Annotated in this window: 17 protein-coding genes; 7 read left to right on the forward strand and 10 right to left on the reverse strand. The window is 59.9% G+C overall.

The features are described from left to right. Nucleotides 1-27: 27 nt before the first annotated feature. From LPW11_RS02895 to LPW11_RS02910, 4 genes are all read right to left on the reverse strand, one after another. Nucleotides 28-1,197, reverse strand: a complete 1,170-nt coding sequence (locus LPW11_RS02895) for an IS4 family transposase (RefSeq protein WP_230996629.1) — start codon at nt 1,195-1,197, stop codon at nt 28-30. Nucleotides 1,198-1,471: 274 nt separating this feature from the next. After that, nucleotides 1,472-2,089: a M15 family metallopeptidase gene (locus LPW11_RS02900; protein ID WP_230996630.1), complete on the reverse strand. Its 618-nt coding sequence runs from the start codon at nt 2,087-2,089 to the stop codon at nt 1,472-1,474. Nucleotides 2,090-2,107: 18 nt separating this feature from the next. Beyond that, entirely contained in the window at nt 2,108-2,611 is a 504-nt protein-coding gene (locus LPW11_RS02905; protein WP_230996631.1) for a cupin domain-containing protein, read from the reverse strand. Nucleotides 2,612-2,709: 98 nt separating this feature from the next. Further along, nucleotides 2,710-3,243 (reverse strand): DsbA family oxidoreductase, encoded by a 534-nt coding sequence (locus LPW11_RS02910; RefSeq protein WP_269145411.1) that lies wholly within the window; start codon nt 3,241-3,243, stop codon nt 2,710-2,712. 218 nt (nt 3,244-3,461) lie between these two features. On the opposite strand from LPW11_RS02910, the gene LPW11_RS02915 reads away from it, so the two are divergent. Next, nucleotides 3,462-3,989 carry a DUF4142 domain-containing protein gene (locus tag LPW11_RS02915; protein ID WP_230996633.1) on the forward strand — a complete coding sequence of 176 codons (528 nt, stop codon included), beginning with the start codon at nt 3,462-3,464 and terminating at the stop codon, nt 3,987-3,989. A gap of 87 nt (nt 3,990-4,076) precedes the next feature. On the opposite strand, the gene LPW11_RS02920 is transcribed toward LPW11_RS02915, so the two are convergent. The 3 genes from LPW11_RS02920 to LPW11_RS02930 form a co-directional block, all read right to left on the reverse strand. Next, a complete protein-coding gene (locus LPW11_RS02920; protein ID WP_230996634.1) occupies nt 4,077-6,143 on the reverse strand; it encodes an NAD(+) synthase in 2,067 nt (688 codons plus the stop codon). Nucleotides 6,144-6,532: 389 nt separating this feature from the next. Then, nucleotides 6,533-8,974, reverse strand: coding sequence for a DNA ligase D (ligD, locus tag LPW11_RS02925; RefSeq protein WP_230996635.1), 2,442 nt, complete (start codon nt 8,972-8,974; stop codon nt 6,533-6,535). Between the two features lie 146 nt (nt 8,975-9,120). Further along, nucleotides 9,121-10,665: a B12-binding domain-containing radical SAM protein gene (locus tag LPW11_RS02930; RefSeq protein ID WP_230996636.1), complete on the reverse strand. Its 1,545-nt coding sequence runs from the start codon at nt 10,663-10,665 to the stop codon at nt 9,121-9,123. A gap of 299 nt (nt 10,666-10,964) precedes the next feature. Between LPW11_RS02930 and LPW11_RS02935 the strand changes: the two genes are divergently transcribed. The 6 genes from LPW11_RS02935 (at nt 10,965) to LPW11_RS02960 (ending at nt 17,480) form a co-directional block, all read left to right on the forward strand. Beyond that, entirely contained in the window at nt 10,965-11,303 is a 339-nt protein-coding gene (locus tag LPW11_RS02935; protein ID WP_230996637.1) for a hypothetical protein, read from the forward strand. 248 nt (nt 11,304-11,551) lie between these two features. Then, nucleotides 11,552-12,580, forward strand: a complete 1,029-nt coding sequence (locus tag LPW11_RS02940; protein ID WP_230996638.1) for a DUF2235 domain-containing protein — start codon at nt 11,552-11,554, stop codon at nt 12,578-12,580. A 123-nt stretch (nt 12,581-12,703) separates the two neighbouring features. Further along, nucleotides 12,704-13,372 carry a hypothetical protein gene (locus tag LPW11_RS02945; protein WP_230996639.1) on the forward strand — a complete coding sequence of 223 codons (669 nt, stop codon included), beginning with the start codon at nt 12,704-12,706 and terminating at the stop codon, nt 13,370-13,372. Between the two features lie 214 nt (nt 13,373-13,586). Continuing rightward, complete coding sequence (locus LPW11_RS02950; protein WP_230996640.1) at nt 13,587-14,756, forward strand: IS4 family transposase; 1,170 nt, start codon at nt 13,587-13,589, stop codon at nt 14,754-14,756. Nucleotides 14,757-15,484: 728 nt separating this feature from the next. Further along, the gene (locus LPW11_RS02955; RefSeq protein ID WP_230996641.1) at nt 15,485-16,621 is read left to right on the forward strand and encodes a DUF763 domain-containing protein; all 1,137 of its coding nucleotides are present in this window, start codon (nt 15,485-15,487) and stop codon (nt 16,619-16,621) included. A gap of 70 nt (nt 16,622-16,691) precedes the next feature. Continuing rightward, nucleotides 16,692-17,480 (forward strand): Fpg/Nei family DNA glycosylase, encoded by a 789-nt coding sequence (locus tag LPW11_RS02960; protein ID WP_230996642.1) that lies wholly within the window; start codon nt 16,692-16,694, stop codon nt 17,478-17,480. Between the two features lie 128 nt (nt 17,481-17,608). On the opposite strand, the gene LPW11_RS02965 is transcribed toward LPW11_RS02960, so the two are convergent. From LPW11_RS02965 to LPW11_RS02975, 3 genes are all read right to left on the reverse strand, one after another. Continuing rightward, nucleotides 17,609-18,019 (reverse strand): (deoxy)nucleoside triphosphate pyrophosphohydrolase, encoded by a 411-nt coding sequence (locus LPW11_RS02965; protein WP_230996643.1) that lies wholly within the window; start codon nt 18,017-18,019, stop codon nt 17,609-17,611. A gap of 27 nt (nt 18,020-18,046) precedes the next feature. Continuing rightward, nucleotides 18,047-18,379, reverse strand: coding sequence for a hypothetical protein (locus LPW11_RS02970; protein WP_230996644.1), 333 nt, complete (start codon nt 18,377-18,379; stop codon nt 18,047-18,049). 302 nt (nt 18,380-18,681) lie between these two features. Further along, a complete protein-coding gene (locus LPW11_RS02975) occupies nt 18,682-19,023 on the reverse strand; it encodes a hypothetical protein (RefSeq protein ID WP_230996645.1) in 342 nt (113 codons plus the stop codon). Nucleotides 19,024-19,027: the final 4 nt, after the last annotated feature.

A 19,027-nucleotide genomic window follows, 5' to 3' on the forward strand; every position in this document is an offset into this window, starting at 1 on the left:
ATCCCCCCTGTCCCCAGCGTTGTCCGGTTAGGTTTTTGCTTTGCGTCGTTTCTGCTTTTTTCGGTTTTTTTTGGCCTCATTTTTTCGCAGTCTAGAGGCTTCAGCTGCCATTCCAGCAGCTTCACTAGCGATTTTGTTTCTTAGCTCTCTGACACGATTGATGCTCACCCGCTCGTTATGCTGTTCTTGGCAGTAAATGGCCAGGAGAAGGTAAGTGATAAGTCCACTAAGGACCTGCACCATCACGCCATACTGGCTTCTGGCGATTAAGTGGTAGACGTTGAGGTATCGTTTCCACCAGCCAAAGAAGGTCTCTATGTTCCAACGTAGTTTGTAGGCTTCGGCCACCTGTTCAGCGGTAAGGTCATAGCGGTTTGTCGCAACCCAGTATTCCTTTCGGTCAACGCGATAGCCAACTACTCGGAGCTCTTTCTGCCCTTCAGTGAGCCCCTTCTTGCCCAGAATAACGATGGCGTCATAAAAGACGATGTCACTGTGCGGAAGAGGATTTTGACGGACGACCTTCTTTCTGGCTCTCTGCTGGATGCGGCAGATAAAGAGTTTGCCGTCTTCTTGCCACTGATCGAAGTCGGCGTTGCATTGGTACCCTCGATCAAGGACAGCAGTTTCGCCAGGCTGGAGGATACGGTCTACATACTGCCGCTCCACCTGGTTAGCGTCAGTCACGACCACACTCGTCGGCACACCACGGTTCAGATCAAGGCCTACGTGGGCTTTGGCTTTATTGTGAGTGCTTGAGTACTGCGCCCAATCCATGGACATCAAAGCGTCGATGACAGATCCATCGATGCCAACAAGGTTGCCAAGTTCTGCGTGTTGGGCGGGAATGACTTTGCGAGCCTCTTTCGCCAGTGCTCCAAAGATTTCAGTGAGTTGTTCGAGTCCACGTGTGTTGATAGCCTCAAAAAAGGCGGATTTTTTAACGCCTTTAGGTGGCGCAACACATTCCTTGGCGAAATTGTCCTGTTCCAGGGCCTGGATCAGTTCTCTTCCAGAAGAGAATTCCTGGAGATGGTAGTAGACAAGGGCCTTTAGCTGATCGTCGAATGACAGTTGCAACGGTCGGTAACCTCTCGATGTAAGTGGAGAAACAGGGGTGCATGATCTCTTTACTGGGTCGAGAAGTCTATTAAATTCATAAGGATTCTGCGGCTTTTGTCTGCTGAAGGGACGCATGTCGTAACCACTCCCGAATTACGTAGTTACGAACGCGGCGCGCGCCACCCTTCAACAGATGTCAAGCAAAAAGTACAGCAATATCAAAGATTTCAGAGAGCAAGAACCTAACCGGACAACGCTGCCCTGTCCCCCCTTCGCAAAGGGGGGGACGCGAGGCCTCGTGCCGCCCTTCATTGCAACATACTACGGCTTCCCCAGAATTCTCGGATGAGCCTTCGCAAAGGGGGGGACGGAAGTTCTCTTGCAGCGGTTCTGGCTGCCATCCCCTTTGCTACTTGCAAAGCTCCGTGAAAGGGACATCGAGAAGATCCCCCGACACCTCAGCATCGTCGAAGTGCCACCACTCCGTCGCGAGGGGGCGAAATCCGGCGTTGCGCATCGCTATGGCGAGGATCTCCCTATTTTTCGCGGCTGCGGGCCCGACGTCTTTTGCGGAACTCGCCGCCCTAGGGGAGAAGTCGTCAAAGCTGGTGGGCATCTGCACCTCTCCCCCGGAGAGGTCGACGAGGGTCACATCGACGGCGGTGCCGCGGTTGTGCCGCGATCCCTTCTGCGGGTCGGCAACGTAGCGGCTGTCGGGAACGATGGACCACAAAATCTTCTGCACCGAAAGAGGGCGGTAGCAATCCCACATCTTCAGGGAAAACCCTTCCGTTTCCAGGTAGCGCTGGGCGAGCGCCAGCTTTGCCGCGGTCCGGCTGTCGAGAAAGCACCGGCCGCAGTCGTAGATGATCCTGCCGGTGAAGTTATCCGCCGTGGCATAGGGCATCTCCACCTTCACCCCCGGTGCTACCTTGGGCACTTCGACGAGCCTCTCCCCACCAGCGGCGGCGGCAGATGATCGCCACAAGGAGATCAGAAGCATAAGGGAGCAGATGATGCTGCGCATTCGGTGATTCCCCATCTGCTAGGAACGGCAGAACTGCCGCACCAGTTGCTCATGGAGCGGATGGGAGGCAACGATTTCGTCGCAGGTGGGGATTTCGAAGTCGGCGAAATCGAATCCGGGGGCGACGAGGCAGCTGACGAAGGTGAAGTCGCCGAGGGTGCGGGCGGCCTGCAGTGCGTCACACGGCACCACGGCAAGAGGCTGCCCCGGCGCTCCGGCATGGTCGAGGAGGTACACCGCCGGGTCTTTTTGCAGCACCACGAGCTCCAGCGGCGCCCCGGCGAGGTGCAGCCACACCTCCTCGCTCTTTACACGATGCCAGACCGAGAAGTTCCCCGCACTCAGAAGGAAGTAGATGACGGTAAGGGCAGAGCGCTCTCCGGAGTAGCCGGGAATACCCCCGAGGGAGTGGCTGGAGCGGTGCACCTCGCGGTACCATCCCCCTTCCGGATGCGGCTGCAGTCCGTAGTGCTCGATGAGCCCCTGTGCCGTCATAAATTCCCCCCTGCTGCAACTGTGCATGGCACCCTCCTTTCATACCGACACCGCGCATAGTGCCACAACCTCCGACGCATCTCCAGCAGGAACGGAAAGAGGGGCATCCGTCGAGCGCGAACGGTCTATCTCCCGAGAACCAGATCCCGCAGCGCATCGACACTGAGGACCCCGGATGCACCCCTGCTCCTCCCCACCACGAAGGCAGGAACCGCGTTGATGCCGAGCTGCTCCGCCAGTTCCTCGTCTGCCAGGACCGCGTCCTGATAGACGTGCGCATCGAGCGCATCTCTCAAGGCGTCGGCATCGAGCCCGACCTCTCCCCCGAGAGATGCAAGGAGAGTGGGGTGACCGATATCTTCGCTGCGCTGAAAAAAGATCCGGAAGAGGCCGTTGTGGTACTCCTCGAAGCGGCCGTGTTCCCGTGCGAACGCCGCCCCCTCATGGGCAAGGCGGGAGCGGGGCTGCAGGGTCGGCAACTCTATCTGGATCCCCATCTGCCGCGCCATGGGGTAGACCATCTGGTTCCACACCCGCACCAGGTACTCGCTCCCCGGATCGAGCGTCGGGACCGGCTCCGGCCGCAGCTCGAAGGCGCGCCACACCACCGAAAGTTCGGGCAATTCCCGTTTCAACTGCACCAGGGCTGGCTCCGCCAGCCAGCAGAACGGTCAGACATAGTCTGAAAAGACTTCCAGGACCAGGTCCTTCTCCATCGTTATCTCCTCGTGCCCGTTTAGTAGATCATCCTTATACGGTAAAGGGTACTTCAAAAAGGGGCATTGCTGTTGACTTTACTCCCCCTGACGATACCTTTTTTGATGGAATACATTAACGCTTCCTTAACAAAAAACCGGAAACCAGAGAAGGAGGTACTATGAAAAGGTCGACGTTTATTATGTTGTTTGTCGCAGTGTTTGCAATCGGTGGCGCCATGTCTGCGTTCGCGGCGGAAAAACTCGGCCGCAAAGACAAGGCCTTTGTCACCAAGGCAGCTAGTGCCGGCATGATGGAGGTACAACTGGGGCAGATGGCGCAGCAAAACGGCCAGTCCCAGGAAGTGAAGGATTTCGGGTCCCGCATGGTCGCCGACCACACGAAAGCAAACGACGAGCTGAAACAGCTGGCGCAAACGAAAGGGATCTCCCTTGCCGAGAGCATGGACCGCAAGGACAAGAAGATGGTGGACAAGTTCCAGAAGGTCAAGCCGCAGGAGTTCGACAAGGAGTACATGAAGGCGATGGTGAAGGACCACCAGAAGGACGTCGCGGACTTCCGCAAGGCATCCAAGGACGTGAAAGACCCTGACATCCAGGCTTTCGCGGCGAAGACTCTGCCGATCCTGGAACAGCACCTGCAGCAGGCGCAGGAGGTAGCAAAGAAGGTGGGAGCAGGCGGGAAGTAGCTTTCACAGCGTAAATAACCTCTGCCTTAAAGAAAAAACGCCACCGGGCCGGGTGGCGTTTTTTTTTCGTCCTTCACTCTCCCTGTATCACGGCTCCTCACTCTCCGGAATGAGATCGAGCTGCGCGAGCCAAGGCGTCGCTTCGCCGTCGCTCGGGGCGCGCCAGTCGCCTCGGGGGGAGAGGGAGCCGCCGGAGCCGACCTTCGGCCCGTTCGGGAGGCAGCTCCTCTTGAACTGGCTTATCTTGAAGAACCTCCAGATGAAGACCCCGAGCCACTTCTTTATCACCTCGATCGTGTACTCGTTGCGCTTCTCCTCCGGGATGTCGGGCCAGTTGTAGCGGGTCCGGTCGTGCCATACGCTCCAGGCGATGAAGGCGACCTTCGGGGGGAGATAGCCGACGCGCAGGATGTAGTAGAGGTTGAAATCCTGCAGCTCGTACGGCCCGACCTTATCCTCCGTGCGCTGGATCGGCTGATTGTCCCCGGCTGAGCCCGGCACGAGCTCCGGGCTGATCTCCGTATCGACGATCTCCTCCAGCACGCCGCTTACCTCCGGGCCGAGCAGGTCTGTTTTCGCGGCCCACCGCACCAGGTACTGGATCAGCGTCTTCGGGACGCTGGCGTTCACGTTGTAATGGGACATGTGGTCCCCGACCCCGTAGGTACACCACCCGAGCGCGAGCTCGCTCAGGTCGCCGGTTCCGACCACCATGCCGCAGTTCTGGTTCGCGAGCCGGAAGAGGTGGCTGGTGCGCTCCCCTGCCTGCACGTTTTCGAAGGCGATGTCGTACACCGCATGGCCGTCGAAGAAGGGGTGGCCGATGTCCTTCATCATCTGCTCGCAGCTGGGGCGGATGTCGATTTCTGCAAAGGTGCACCCGACCGAACGCATGAGGCGATGCGCCTGGTCCAGCGTCCTCTCGCTCGTGGCGTAACCGGGCATGGTGTAGGCGAGGATGTCCTTGCGCGGCAGCCCCATGACGTCCATGGCCCTCGCGCAGACGAGGAGCGCCTGGGTGGAATCGAGCCCGCCGGAGACACCGATGATCATCTTCGACGCCCCGCAGCTGCGGTACCGTTTTACGAGCCCCTGCACCTGGATCTCGTACACCTCGTGGCACCGCTCGTTCCTGCGGGCAGGATCGCTCGGCACGAAGGGGAAACGCTCGTAGCAGCGCTCGAGCGGCAGCTTCTCCTCGAGGGGAAGCTCGGCGCTGAAAGAGATCGTGCGGAAGGTGGCGATCTCCGGGTGGTGGCGGCGCACCGACTGGTTGAAGGTCGTCTGGCGCATCCGCTCCTGGGTCAGCCGATCCAGGTCGATGTCCCCCGTGATGAGCTGCTGGCCGTAGTCGAAGCGGTTCGACTCGGCGAGGAAAACGCCGTTGTCGCAGATCATGCCGTGGCCGTCCCAGGCGAGATCGGTCGTCGATTCCCCGGAGCCTGCAGCGCTGTAGATGTAGGCGGCAAGGCAGCGGCTGGCCTGGCTCGCAACGAGCTGCCTACGGTAGTCGGCCTTGGCAACGGTGATGTTGGAGGCGGAGAGGTTGATGAGGACCTTCGCTCCGGCCATGGCCGCGAGGGACGAAGGGGGGATGGGGACCCAGATATCCTCGCAGATCTCCGTGAAGAAGGTCAGGAGCGGCTGCTCCTCCACCTGGAAGAGGAGGCGCGTGCCGAAGGGGACCCCCTTCTGCCCCAGGAGATCGATGTTCTCCACCGGCGCGAAGTCCGCGGGGGAGAACTGGCGCAGTTCGTAGAACTCGCGGTAGTTCGGGATGAAGCTCTTAGGGATGACCCCGAGGATCCGCCCGCCGTAGACGACGGCACCGCAGTTGAAGAGCATGCTGTGCACCTGCAGCGGCAGCCCCACGATGGTGATGAGCGGTATCTCCTTCGAGGCGTCGAGGACCTCCTGCAGGGCCTTCAGAGATGCGTCCAGCAGGGCCTGCTGGTGAAAGAGATCGTCGCAGGAGTAGGCGGAAAGCCCGAGCTCGGGAAAGACCGCGACGAGTGCCCGCCTCTGGTGGGCCTGCCGCATCATGTCAACCGTCTGCCGCGCGTTGAAGGCGGGGTCCGCCACCCGCACCTCGGGGATGGCAACCGCTATGCGGACATAGTTGTGATTGTAAATGTTGAAAAAGGAGCCTTTCAAAGTCCCGCCACCTCCGTGTGCAAGCGTTCGACAACATGGGCCAAAAGGGCAATGGGCAGTCTCTCACAAACTCCGGCAGGAAACCAAGAGAAAAGATATCACTGGTGAAAATGCGTATACGTAATATGCGGCGACGGTCGATGCAGTCCATGTAGGCCGGGATAAGCCGCAGGCGTTCCCCGGCATCTCCGTCCGGAGCGGCGCAGCTGTCTGCCGGGCAACGCTACCGCTTATGCCGGCCCTACAGAGACAACTTCACGAGGTGAATGCAGTCCAGGTAGGCCGGGATAAGCCGCAGGCGTTCCCGGCATATTCGTCCGGAGCGGCGCAGCTGCCTGCCGGCAACGCTGCGCTTATGCCGGCCTACATGGAATACAGTAAACCCTTGATTACCGCCGAAAGGTTTGCCGGATTGCGAAGAATCCTTCCCACGGGTCCCGTTCCAGCCGCTCCAGGCGCTCCTTCATGTTGAGGACGCTGAAGCTGTCCGGCTTCACCCCCTTCACCAGTTCCTCCCACCCGATCGGCGTGGCGACCGGCGCCCCCGGGCGGGCCCGAACCGAGTACGGCTCCGCTCCGTGCGCTCCCCTCCCGTTTCTCATCCAGTCCACGTAGATGCGCCCCTGCCGCTCGCTTTTGGAGAGCTTCGCGGTAAAGCGGTCGCCGCGCGACTCCTCCATCTCCTCCGAGATCCGCCTGGCAAAGGCGGTGACTTCCTTCCACCCTTTGCTCCGGTCAAGGGGAGCGACGAGATAGTACCCCTTGCCGCCGGTCGTCTGCAGAAAGGACTCGAGCCCCCGCTCCTGCAGATGGATCTTCAGGAGGAGGGCCGCCTCGGCGAGATCCTCCCAGGGGTACCCCTCCTCAGGGGGATCGAGGTCGAAGAGGAGGCGGTCCGGGTGCTCCAGGTCGGCGTAGCGCGACTGCCAGGCGTGGAACTCGACGCTCCCCTGGCGCACGAGCGTCAGCACCCCTTCCGCATCATCCACCGCGAGGTAGCGCTCCGCATGCCCGGCGATATCTATCGGGCGCACCGGAGGGGGAAAGTTGGTAGCGTGCTTTTTGAACTGGCACCGGTAGATGTTGGTGGGGCACGCGATGAGCGTAAGAGGCCGGTCCACGATGTGGGGGAGCATCAGGTCGGCGACGAGCGTGTAGTAGCTCACCAGGTCTTCCCTGCGCAGCCGTTCGTGGGGGAAGACCGGGAGATCCTTCTTCGCCGACCGGGGGGGCGCCGTCTGCATGGCCGTCTCCCGCGCCCTTTCGGGGATTTCCAGGCGCACCTCGCGGGAGGGCTTGTCCTCCCGCAGCCCCTTGAAGGAGGCGTTCCTGAGCATCCCCCGCCCGGAGATCCCGCCGTGCGCGACCTCCGCCACCAGCTCGGGGCGCACCCAGTGCGGGTTGCGGTACTCCTGGCCGGACGGCGGGTTCACAAAAGGGGGCTCCGGTTGCTCGTAGCGGCTCAGAACCTCGAGAAGGGTTTCACTCGATGAAATGCTGTATCCGCTCTTGATCTTCCCGGCGAAGACGAGGTGCCCCTCCTGGTCGTAATACCCGGCAAGGAGTGAACCGAAGGGGCGGCCTGCCCCGGACTCGGTATAGCCGCCGACCACGAACTCCTGGCGCTGGGAGCACTTCACCTTCAGCCAGCGGCGGCTCGGTTCCGAGACATAGCCGGAATCTGCCTGCTTCGACACGATCCCTTCCAGCGTCCTGCTGCACACCTCGCGATAGAATTCCTCCCCGTGCCCAACCACGTGATCGACGTAGCGCACCTGCTCCATCTGAGGGGGAACGAGGTCGGCGAGTATCGCTTTCCGCTCCGAAAGAGGTGCGCCGCGGATATCGTACCCCTCGTAGTTCATGAGGTCGAAGACGACGTAGGTGATCTCCCCTTCCCTGCCGCTGCGTAGCGCTTCCTGAAGCGCGTGGAAGTCGGAGCGCCCCTGGGAGGTGAAGACGACGATCTCCCCGTCGAGCCAGGCCTGCCGCACCGGGAGGCGCGCCACTGCGCGCTGCAGAGTGGGGATCCGGTCGGTGAAGTCGATCCCTCTTCTCGTGAAGAAGCGCACGCCGGTCCCTTCCTTGTCGATGCGGCACACCATCCGGTAACCGTCGTACTTTATCTCGTGCAGCCACTCGTCTCCCTGGGGGACCTGGTCCACCAGCGTCGCCGGCTGAGGCGTCGTGCAGGAGGGGAGAGCGCCTCCGAGCGCGTGGCCAAAGACAGGGGGGGTGACCTCCCCGACGGTGCTGCTCCAGAGGCGGTCGCGGTCCTCGGCGATGTCCTCCATGGTACGGCCGCTCATCACGCTCCTGTCGCGGGCGAGGATGTCGTTCGGGGAGGCGAAGTCGTCCGCATCCTTCACCAGCCGCCAGCTGCGGGTCTCCCTGTCTTCGCGGGTCAGCGTCCATCGGCCGCGCAGCTTCTGGCCGTGCAGGACAAAGTGGAGCCGCCCTTGGTAATACCCCTGTTTCCCCCCCTCCAGCGGCTCCCATTCACCGATATCCCAGACCATGACGGTGCCGCCTCCATACTCACCGGCAGGGATGACTCCTTCAAAGCGGGCGTATTCAAGGGGATGGTCTTCGGTCTCGCTGGCGAGGCGGTGCTGGGTGGGATCGAGAGAGGGCCCCTTCGGGAGTGCCCAGCTCTTCAGCGCGCCGTGCAGGCGCAGGCGGAAGTCGTAGTGGAGATGGCTTGCGGCGTGCTTCTGTACCACGAAGATGTTCCCTTCTTCCGCCCCCCCTTCTCCGGAAGGCTCAGGGGTGCGGTTGAAGTCGCGCTTTCTGCGGTATTCCTCGAGGTTTCCTTTTTCGGCAGCGCTCATTTTGTGGAATTGCCCGGCCTGTTACAACTGAGGCTTTCGCGGCGATGCGGGTTCCGGCAAGGGGTGCCATATCATCTTGATTATTGCATACAAAAAGAGGGAAAGGCGCGCCCTTCCCTCTCGTTATCCTACGTGATCTAGCGACCTCACCCTTCAGCGCCGTCGGCTTCCGCCTCTGCTGCCCATCCATCCCGGTGGAACATGCCGCTATTGCCGATCTTCTCCGCCACCTTCCGAAAATGGAAGCCATAGATCGCGTAGGTTATGGCAAGGGGGAAGAGACGCGGTTTTCTCAGCAGCGACCAGAAGAAAAGCTTCCAATAGTGGATACGTTCCTGCCCGATGATCCCGAGGAAGAGCATCGACTTCACCAGCGCCCCCCAATAGCCGGGCTGGAAGCGGAAGCTGGCGAGATAGAGCGGACGGTACTCCCGCAGAAGCTGCAGCACACGACGGTAGTAGTTGCGCGGCGAGTAGATCGTGTCGAGGATGTCCTGGTACCCGGCGATCAGGGTGTTGGCATCCATCTTCGGGATATAGTTCAGCGAGACCGCCATGTTGTTCCCGGTTGCCTTCCCGAGCAGGCGACCCTCCTTGTCGAGGCGCTGGTACAGCCTCGTCCCGCGCAGCACGGTCAGTATCCCCACCATGGCGGTGGCGATCCCGCTCTCCTGGATGAAGCGGATCTGGCTCTGGAAAATGCCGGGGGAATCGCTGTCGAAGCCGACGATGAAGCCCGCATGGACCTGCAGCCCCGCCTGCTGGATGCGCCGCACGGACTCCAGGAGATCGCGGTTGCGATTCTGGGACTTCCCGGTTTCGGCGAGACCCTCCTCCTCCGGCGTCTCTATCCCGACGAAGACCTCCTCGAACCCGGCACGCACCATCAGGGACATGAGCTCGGGGTCATCGGCAAGATCGACCGACGCTTCCGTGTAGAAGTAGAAGGGATAGCGCTTCTCCTGCATCCACTCGATGATGGCGGGGAGAACTTCCTTCTTGAGCTTCTTCCGGTCCCCTATGAAATTGTCATCCACGATGAAGACGGCGCCGCGCCAGCCGCGCATATACAGGCTGTCGAGCTCGGCGATGAGGTGGGGGAGCGGCTTCGTCCGCGGGATCCGACCCAAAAGGGCTGTTATGTCGCAAAACTCGCAGTCGAAGGGGCAGCCGCGGGAATATTGCAGGTTCATGGCGGCATACTTCCCGATCTCGGCGAGGTCCCAGAGGGGGACCGGAGTCTCATCAAGGAGCGCCCGCCGGTCCGGCTGATAGAGATGCTTCGCGTCCCCCCGGGCCAGATCATCCAGGAAAACGGGGAGCGTCACCTCCGCCTCCCCGAGGACCAGGTGGTCGACATCGGGAAAATCGTCGTGCGACGAGGTGAAAAGGGGGCCACCTGCGACGGTCTTTACTCCCAACCTGCGACAGCGTGCGATGACCTCCAGCGCCGACTCGCGCTGGATGTCCATGGCGCTGATAAAGACGTAGTCCGCCCAGAGGAGGTCATCGTCGGAGACCGGGCGGATGTTCATGTCCACGACCCGTTTTTGCCAGGAAGAGGGGAGCATGGCGGCGACCGTCAAAAGGCCCAGCGGCGGGAAGCTTGCTTTCTTTCCAATGAATTTGAGGGCGTGCCGGAAGCTCCAAAATGTGTCCGGATAATGCGGATAAACCATTAAAATTTTCATGTATTTTCCCCGCTAACCCGATTATTTGCCTGTTCCAATTTTAGCCTCCTCAACCGTGATGCAAGGGGGAGGCGTGTAAACTTTCGGTAAAAAAGATTGTCACTCCCCCTGATCTCCCTTTCCACGCGGGGTCGGCGCAACAGCGGCCCGCAGCACTCCGGCAATGCCCCGCGCTTCTTATTTCCCAGCCAAAGCTCCAGTCTTTGATAATGATATGCGCACCTTACCCGCCTGACTTATACTTAGGGAAGAGGTGGAGCGGCAAAGCGGCCGCCAAAGAAGACGATCGAGGAAAGACGATGGAAAAGATGAGCGAACAACAGGCGCGCGAGGCCATTCAAAGAGGGGAAATCGGCAGCGACATCACCGAAGCGGCAGAGAAAGTGGCTGTCATCCTTACGCAGAGCTGGTGTCTACAATGGCACGAGATGCGCAGTTACGCCGCGGGCTTCCAGGACGCGGCGGTTTTCTATATCGAATATGACAAGACTGAGCTTTTCGAGGACTTCCGGACCTTCAAGGAAGAGACCTTCGGCAACGACCAGATCCCGTACGTTCGATACTACCGCGGCGGGAAGCTCGTTGCCCAGTCCAACGCTGTTGCGCAGGAAACTTTCCGCGCCAACCTGGAGCGGTAGCGCGAGGGGCCTTTTTCTGTGGCGTGGGGGTGCCGAAGAGGCTCCTCACCTTCTTTGACAGGGGAAGCCGTGCCGCCAGGTGCGCAGCGTTGAATTTTTCTCCATCACCCCTTGCCTCTCCTTGGCGCCTCTCTATTCTAATTATTAAATCGCTTTTACCGGAAGTGTGATCTGTCAGCTACCGTGTCGAAAGGACACCTCCCCTATCTCATCCGCAGCACTGCACTGCGTGTACTCAAGGAGGGGGTATGAAAAGGATCATCGTGTGCTGTGACGGAACGTGGGAATTGCCGTACCGTCGCGAAGAGGAGTTATCGGCTCCCACCAATGTCGCCAAGATCGCCGAACTGATCGCACCTGGGGATGAACGCGGGGTCGGCCAGTTCTGCCTCTACCAGGATGGGACGGCGGACTTGCCGGACGAGACGGAGGAAGCTTCCCTCGGCACCGTGATTACCCACTGCATCCAGACAGGGTACCGCTTCATCGCATCCCGCTTCTCGGAGGGGGACGAGATCTGGCTCTTCGGCTTCAGCCGCGGGGCCTACATCGCCCGCAGCATCATCGGTATGATCCACAACAGCGGACTTCTCCGTCCCGAGGAGCTGGACAAGCTTTCCCTGGCATATGAGCTGTACAGAAACCGCTATCCCGAAACCCACCCCGACTCCGGCTACTCGGCAGGTTTCCGCGACACTTTCAGCGTCCCCGCCGCAGTGAAATTTCTGGGGGTATGGGATACGGTCGGGCACGGCGGTATCCCCCGTTCAATCCTTGCAGGTCACCCCAGCAACAGCTGGTGTTTCCACTCCCTCAACCTGAGCTCCATCGTGGAGAATGCCTACCATGCCGTGGCTATCGACGAGCGGCGCCCGGACTACGCTCCGTGCCTTTGGGAGAGCGGGCCGGCCACGAAGGGGGAGCAGGTCCTCTTTCCGGGGGTGCATTCCGATGTGGGTGGGGGATACCACGAGGCGGGGCTATCGGATTGCGCGCTGGCGTGGATGGTGTGCAAGGCGCGCGGCTGCGGGCTCGGCTTTGCTCCGGGAAAGCTCTGCCTGGCGCCCGATCCGCACGGCGTGCTGCACGATCTGCGACAACGCGAGCTGCCGGAGGGGGAGGTGGAAAGACGCACGTTCCGGGGGAGCGCACTGTCGCTATCGGCGCAGGCGAGGAAGGAAAGCCCGGAGTACGAGCCAGAGAACCTCCCCGAAACACCCCTCACGCAGTGCTGCAAAAACAGGGGGGAATGCGCCAATTTCTTCAAGTGCCATTGAGAGCACAGAGGGGGGCTCCCCCTTTTTTCTTGTCAAATTCCAATAAGACGTATACAATCCGGCGTCCTTAGCGCTTCCCCATGCCGAAAATCTTTCGGCAGCATCCCCGACGACCGAGCACCTGTGAAGATACAACTGCGAAAATCCACGATGGCTGCTGCGGCCATTGCTCTCCTGGCCTTCATCACCGCCGGCTGCGCCACCACGTACGTCCCGGTGTCATGGAGCTACAGGGACAAGGCACGCCGCCTCGCCCAGAGCGACCCCAAACTCGAAATACTCTTCAACCACTGCGACCCGAAGCTCAGCACGCTCCGTTTTGCCGGTGAGTCTTTCAGCGAAGTTATGATGCCAAGCGAGGTAAAGCACCATCTCGGCGCCTACCGGACCGACACCGGCCTCATTTACCGCAATATGCAGTTCACCCCCACAGACCAGGAACTCCGCGACCTTCTGGTGCACGAGGTTTCCCACCACTGCTGGTTCACCACCTTCTCCCAAAAGCAGAAAGCCGCGTGGCAGGAGCACCTGAACACAAATCCGTCACCGGTGCAGACGATGGTGCGTTCCGTGTACAGAAATCCCGCCGACTACGACACCGAAGACTTCGCCTTCACAATGGAGTACGCCCGCCCGGTCGATATAGAGAAGCTTCTGAAGCTGGAAGCGATCACGGAGGAAGAAGCGCAGGTCCTTCTCAAGGAGCCGACACGGCCGATGCCGACATGGCAGGGAAAGATAACGCCGGTCGTGCGAGCGGCGTCTTACGCAGAGGTGGAGCCGGACATTTAGCGGGTTGATCGGCGGGAACCAGGTTCTCCCCCATCCCAGCAGTTGCGACTTTGCAGGACGGTGCTGACCAAGTCAAATCCCCCCTGTCCCCAGCGTTGTCCGGTTAGGTTCTTGCTCTCTGAAATCTTTGATATTGCTGTACTTTTTGCTTGACATCTGTTGAAGGGTGGCGCGCGCCGCGTTCGTAACTACGTAATTCGGGAGTGGTTACGACATGCGTCCCTTCAGCAGACAAAAGCCGCAGAATCCTTATGAATTTAATAGACTTCTCGACCCAGTAAAGAGAGCATGCACCCCTGTTTCTCCACTTACATCGAGAGGTTACCGACCGTTGCAACTGTCATTCGACGATCAGCTAAAGGCCCTTGTCTACTACCATCTCCAGGAATTCTCTTCTGGAAGAGAACTGATCCAGGCCCTGGAACAGGACAATTTCGCCAAGGAATGTGTTGCGCCACCTAAAGGCGTTAAAAAATCCGCCTTTTTTGAGGCTATCAACACACGTGGACTCGAACAACTCACTGAAATCTTTGGAGCACTGGCGAAAGAGGCTCGCAAAGTCATTCCCGCCCAACACGCAGAACTTGGCAACCTTGTTGGCATCGATGGATCTGTCATCGACGCTTTGATGTCCATGGATTGGGCGCAGTACTCAAGCACTCACAATAAAGCCAAAGCCCACGTAGGCCTTGATCTGAACCGTGGTGTGCCGACGAGTGTGGTCGTGACTGACGCTAACCAGGTGGAGCGGCAGTATGTAGACCGTATCCTCCAGCCTGGCGAAACTGCTGTCCTTGATCGAGGGTACCAATGCAACGCCGACTTCGATCAGTGGCAAGAAGACGGCAAACTCTTTATCTGCCGCATCCAGCAGAGAGCCAGAAAGAAGGTCGTCCGTCAAAATCCTCTTCCGCACAGTGACATCGTCTTTTATGACGCCATCGTTATTCTGGGCAAGAAGGGGCTCACTGAAGGGCAGAAAGAGCTCCGAGTAGTTGGCTATCGCGTTGACCGAAAGGAATACTGGGTTGCGACAAACCGCTATGACCTTACCGCTGAACAGGTGGCCGAAGCCTACAAACTACGTTGGAACATAGAGACCTTCTTTGGCTGGTGGAAACGATACCTCAACGTCTACCACTTAATCGCCAGAAGCCAGTATGGCGTGATGGTGCAGGTCCTTAGTGGACTTATCACTTACCTTCTCCTGGCCATTTACTGCCAAGAACAGCATAACGAGCGGGTGAGCATCAATCGTGTCAGAGAGCTAAGAAACAAAATCGCTAGTGAAGCTGCTGGAATGGCAGCTGAAGCCTCTAGACTGCGAAAAAATGAGGCCAAAAAAAACCGAAAAAAGCAGAAACGACGCAAAGCAAAAACCTAACCGGACAACGCTGCCCTGTCCCCCCTTCGCAAAGGTTCATCCGGGAATTCCGGGAATTCAGCCCGGTCGCTTCCGTTGACGTGAGGGGACACTAGTGGCGCCGCGCTGGAGCACAGGCTTCCCAGCCTGTACCGCGGCGCCAGCCGCGCGGTCTGTGGCGGCTGCGCCGCCATCACAGGCAAGATGCCTACGCTCCAGCGTGGGGGCACCCGGATTCTTTGTAGCGCGTTCCCCAGAATTCCCGGATGTACCTTGAAGGGAGGGGACGCCTGCGCTCCTGCTCACAAAAAAGAGCCGCCCGTCACATACTGTGACAGAAGCGGCTCACGGCCAGGCAACGCTTCTCACATCCCCAAAAAGACCTGCCCCCCACACTCATATTCTTGTCATATACTACTTTCTGCAGCATCCACAAGGATCTCACCAAAATTTTATCTCATTGCGGCAGTCTCTGTGTCAAAAGATTGCCACAGCAAAGATCAAGGCATCTTCCTGGTGAGGCACCGCATCGACATTAACCTGATTTAATACATCCACAGTGACCTACTTCTGCCAGTGCGGAAGGGTCACTGTGTTGCATGCATTATCACAGTGACAGTATTACCTCCTGAACGGCAGCGAAAGTACTCGCGCCCTCCTCTATTCCATTTTTCACCAATCTTCCCTTTTGATCCGTCCGCCAATGCACCTCGCCATCGACGGCGCCTTTCCTATATCATGATAAGGAGATGAACGGGAACAGACGGACAGGTTATGCTGAGCTCCCGCTGCACGGCGGGAAAGCGCCGCGCTGGCTTTTCGAGCGGATGACGCGGCTCTCGCGCGAGATCGTGCGGCACATGGTGGCGGAGTACGGCGCGCGGGAGGTGCTAAGGCGCCTCTCCGACCCTTTCTGGTTCCAGGCCCTCGGCTGCGTCCTTGGCTTTGATTGGCACTCCAGCGGCGTAACGACGACCACCTGCGGCGCACTGAAAGAGGGGGTCCGGGGGGTGGAGAACGAGCTTGGGCTCTTTGTCGCCGGAGGGAAGGGAAAGGTTTCCCGCAACACCCCGGCAGAGATCGTCGCGCGCTGCGAGACGCAGGGGGAAAATCCGCTCCCCCTGGTTTATGCCAGCCGGATGTCCGCCAAGGTCGACAGCGCCGCTGTACAGGACGGCTTCCAGATCTATCACCACTCCTTTTTCTTCACCAGGGAGGGCGAGTGGGCCGTCGTGCAGCAAGGGATGAATCCCGGGAGTTGCACGGCACGGCGCTATCACTGGCTAAGCGCCGGGGTGGAGAGTTTCGTGGAGGAACCGCACGCCGCCATCTGCTGCGACGAAAGGGTGACTCCCCTCAACCTCGTCGCCGCCGAGAGCGCCTTGGTGAGGGAACACGCCGTCGAACTGGCGGTCACGCCGGACCGGGAGACGATGGCGGTGGCGGAGAGGCTGCCGACCCTCGTTATGCCTCAGCGCCACGACATCGTTCCGGGAGACATCAATCCGAGACAGCTCCACAAGATACTCCTGCAGACCTACGAAAAGCCGCCGGGGAATTTCGAAGAACTCCTGGGGATGAAGGGGGTCGGCCCAGCCTCGCTGCGGGCGCTTGCACTGGTGGCCGAGGTCATCTTCGGCACCCCGGCCTCCACCCGCGACCCGGCCCGTTTCTCCTTCGCCCACGGCGGAAAGGACCGCATCCCCTACCCGGTGAACCGGGAGGTCTACGACACCACTATCGAGGTACTCAGCAAAAGCTTGCAGCGAGCCGCCGTGCCGCGTTCCGAAAAGGTGGAGGCGCTGCGCCGGCTGGCACATTTTACGGAGCCGGAAGATGATCAAATAACGCAGTCGTTGATAGAGAGAAAGGAGGAGACGGAATAGCAGCTACCGCGAGCGCGACCGGCGCAGTGGCGGAGCAGCACCGAAGCAGCAGCGAAGAATGGAGGAGCTTATGCCCGAGTTACCGGATGTAGAGACTTTCAGACGCTATTTCGACAGTACGGCGTTGAAGCAAAAGATAAGCGCTGTGGAGGTCAAGAGGGCGGGAGTGCTGGACGGCATTTTGCCGGAAGAGCTGCAAAAGGCACTGGTGGGAAGAAGCTTTCTCTCGACCCGGCGCCACGGAAAGGTCCTTTTTGCCCAGACCGACGGCGACCTCTGGCTCACCGTCCATTTCGGCATGACGGGGTACTTCCGTTATTTCCGCGACCTCTCGGAGGAGCCGCCACACGATAGGTGTCTCATCACCTTCGCAAACGGCGCGCACCTCGCCTACGACAACAGGCGCATGATCGGCAGGATAGGGCTCACCCCGTCGCCGGAGGAGTATGTCCGGCGCCACGACCTCGGCCCCGACGCGCTCACGGTGGACGAGAAGACCTTCAGGAGTCGTCTCGCCACAAGGAGTGGCCGGATCAAGCAGATTCTCATGGACCAGGACCTTGTCGCTGGGATCGGGAACGAGTACGCCGACGAGATCCTTTTTCAGTCGAAGATACATCCGGAGACAAAGGTGGGGTCACTGACGGACGGGAATTGGCGGGAGCTGTATCGGGCGAGTGCCATGGTGCTGGACAAGGCCGTGGCCAGCGAGGCGGACACCGAGAAGATGCCGCACTCCTTTCTACTGCCGCACCGGATGAAGAAAGGGGAGTGCCCACGCTGCTCGAGCCCCTTGCAGCACCTGAAGTCCGGCGGTCGTACCGCCTACTTCTGCCCGACCTGCCAACCGGCACCGTAGCTGCCAGCGCCGGGAGCAAAGGGGACAGGCACCTGCGGAGCCAGTCCCCCCGCATGCCGGGGAATGTAGGAAATGTAGGCCGGGATAAGCCGCAGGCGTTCCCGGCACGCCGCCGGCGCCACTGCCGCTTAAGGGCACCGCGACGGGGCCGCGAGATATGCCTGCAACACCGGGATATCAGCCGCGGCCCAGTCGAGCGTCTCCAGCTCTCCGGCTGAAAGCCAGGCCACAGCGGCGTGCTCGTGCAGAACAACCTCTCCCGATTTTATTGCACAGATGAAGGGATAAAGCGTGACGGCAAGGGTGGGGTAGTGGTAGGTGACCGGCTCCAGCGTGTCCTTCAGGACGACCTCGATCCCCAGTTCCTCAATAAGCTCGCGGCGCAGGCATTCCTCGGTCGTCTCCCCCTCGTCGATCTTGCCGCCGGGAAACTCCCACTTGAGCGGCAGGCTCATCTCTGTGCTTCGTTGAGCCGCCAGCACGAGTCCGTCCCTTTCGATGATGGCGCAGGTGACGTGGATGTGCCGCATGCCGGTCATGCCCCCACCACGGCAGCACAAGAGGTTTCAGTGGTCAATGTCAACGACCTCGCTCAGATCCCACACCGTCCCGCGCCAGTTGCTGATAAATCCCCGGTCGCCGCAGCGCGGGCAGACCCAGACGATCTTCTCCGTATCGGGATCGACGAACCCGGCAATCTCCTCGCCGCACGACTGCTGCTTCGGACGGCGGCGGCAGACAACCCGATACTCCGGCGGTATCTCCGCGGTCGGATACGACACCATCAAAACAATCGACGCAATGTACTCCCCAAGCCTCTTTGCGTGGTACGGCTCCGAAATGAGCTCCCCGTCTTCATCGATGAAGTGGGTCATATCGGTCAGCCACGTTTGTGACATTTTGCTGCCCCCGGTGACGTTGTCACAGTCATAGGCCACCCGTCAGCTCACACGCGGCCATTTATCTCACTGTCTCTAATGCCGGCGAGCCAGCTCCAGTCTCTATCCCTGAAGCGCACAACCGACAACACCTTCACGAAATCAAGCATTTCCCATACACCTTCTGTTTTAGCAAGTCAACGGCAAAGAATGCTTCAGGGCGCAGCTTCCCCCACTAAATCAAAAGTGCCATCAGGTTTGCATCCCGATGGCACTTTATGACAGACAACTGACTCACTCTATCTATGTGTAACCCGTCGCCGTTACCGGTAACCTTCCCAGTCCGGCGGGTAGCATTTCACCCTTCTTTCCACCAGCCGCCCGTCCTTGTAGATCTCCTCCACGATCCACCTGTCGCCGTCCGCGTAGCGGTAAACCTTGGGCGGCGCATGGTAAAAGCCGTTGGGGGCGGACGCCATCTGGGGCCCCACCGTCTGCGGCCTCGGAAGGGCCTCGGGCTGCGGCATCACATAAGGGGTCACGGGAGGGGTGGGATAGTAGTACAAGGGGAATCCGAAACTGATTCCCTGAAAACCTCTGTCGTGGGCCGCTGCAGGGCTTGACGCGATGAGAAGAAGCCCCAGGGCCAAAAGCAGCCGTTTCATGATG

This window comes from Geomonas sp. RF6 (genome assembly GCF_021044625.1).
GTDB lineage: Bacteria > Desulfobacterota > Desulfuromonadia > Geobacterales > Geobacteraceae > RF6.

Coding starts and splice junctions, on each gene's coding strand:
- LPW11_RS02950 (WP_230996640.1), top strand. CDS start 13,587: ATGCGTCCCTTCAGCAGACAAAAGCCGCAGAATCCTTATGAATTTAAT.
- LPW11_RS02905 (WP_230996631.1), bottom strand. CDS start 2,611: ATGCACAGTTGCAGCAGGGGGGAATTTATGACGGCACAGGGGCTCATC.
- LPW11_RS02955 (WP_230996641.1), top strand. CDS start 15,485: ATGAACGGGAACAGACGGACAGGTTATGCTGAGCTCCCGCTGCACGGC.
- LPW11_RS02940 (WP_230996638.1), top strand. CDS start 11,552: ATGAAAAGGATCATCGTGTGCTGTGACGGAACGTGGGAATTGCCGTAC.
- LPW11_RS02895 (WP_230996629.1), bottom strand. CDS start 1,197: ATGCGTCCCTTCAGCAGACAAAAGCCGCAGAATCCTTATGAATTTAAT.
- LPW11_RS02915 (WP_230996633.1), top strand. CDS start 3,462: ATGAAAAGGTCGACGTTTATTATGTTGTTTGTCGCAGTGTTTGCAATC.
- LPW11_RS02935 (WP_230996637.1), top strand. CDS start 10,965: ATGGAAAAGATGAGCGAACAACAGGCGCGCGAGGCCATTCAAAGAGGG.
- LPW11_RS02930 (WP_230996636.1), bottom strand. CDS start 10,665: ATGAAAATTTTAATGGTTTATCCGCATTATCCGGACACATTTTGGAGC.
- LPW11_RS02965 (WP_230996643.1), bottom strand. CDS start 18,019: ATGACCGGCATGCGGCACATCCACGTCACCTGCGCCATCATCGAAAGG.
- LPW11_RS02960 (WP_230996642.1), top strand. CDS start 16,692: ATGCCCGAGTTACCGGATGTAGAGACTTTCAGACGCTATTTCGACAGT.
- ligD (WP_230996635.1), bottom strand. CDS start 8,974: ATGAGCGCTGCCGAAAAAGGAAACCTCGAGGAATACCGCAGAAAGCGC.
- LPW11_RS02975 (WP_230996645.1), bottom strand. CDS start 19,023: ATGAAACGGCTGCTTTTGGCCCTGGGGCTTCTTCTCATCGCGTCAAGC.
- LPW11_RS02900 (WP_230996630.1), bottom strand. CDS start 2,089: ATGCGCAGCATCATCTGCTCCCTTATGCTTCTGATCTCCTTGTGGCGA.
- LPW11_RS02970 (WP_230996644.1), bottom strand. CDS start 18,379: ATGTCACAAACGTGGCTGACCGATATGACCCACTTCATCGATGAAGAC.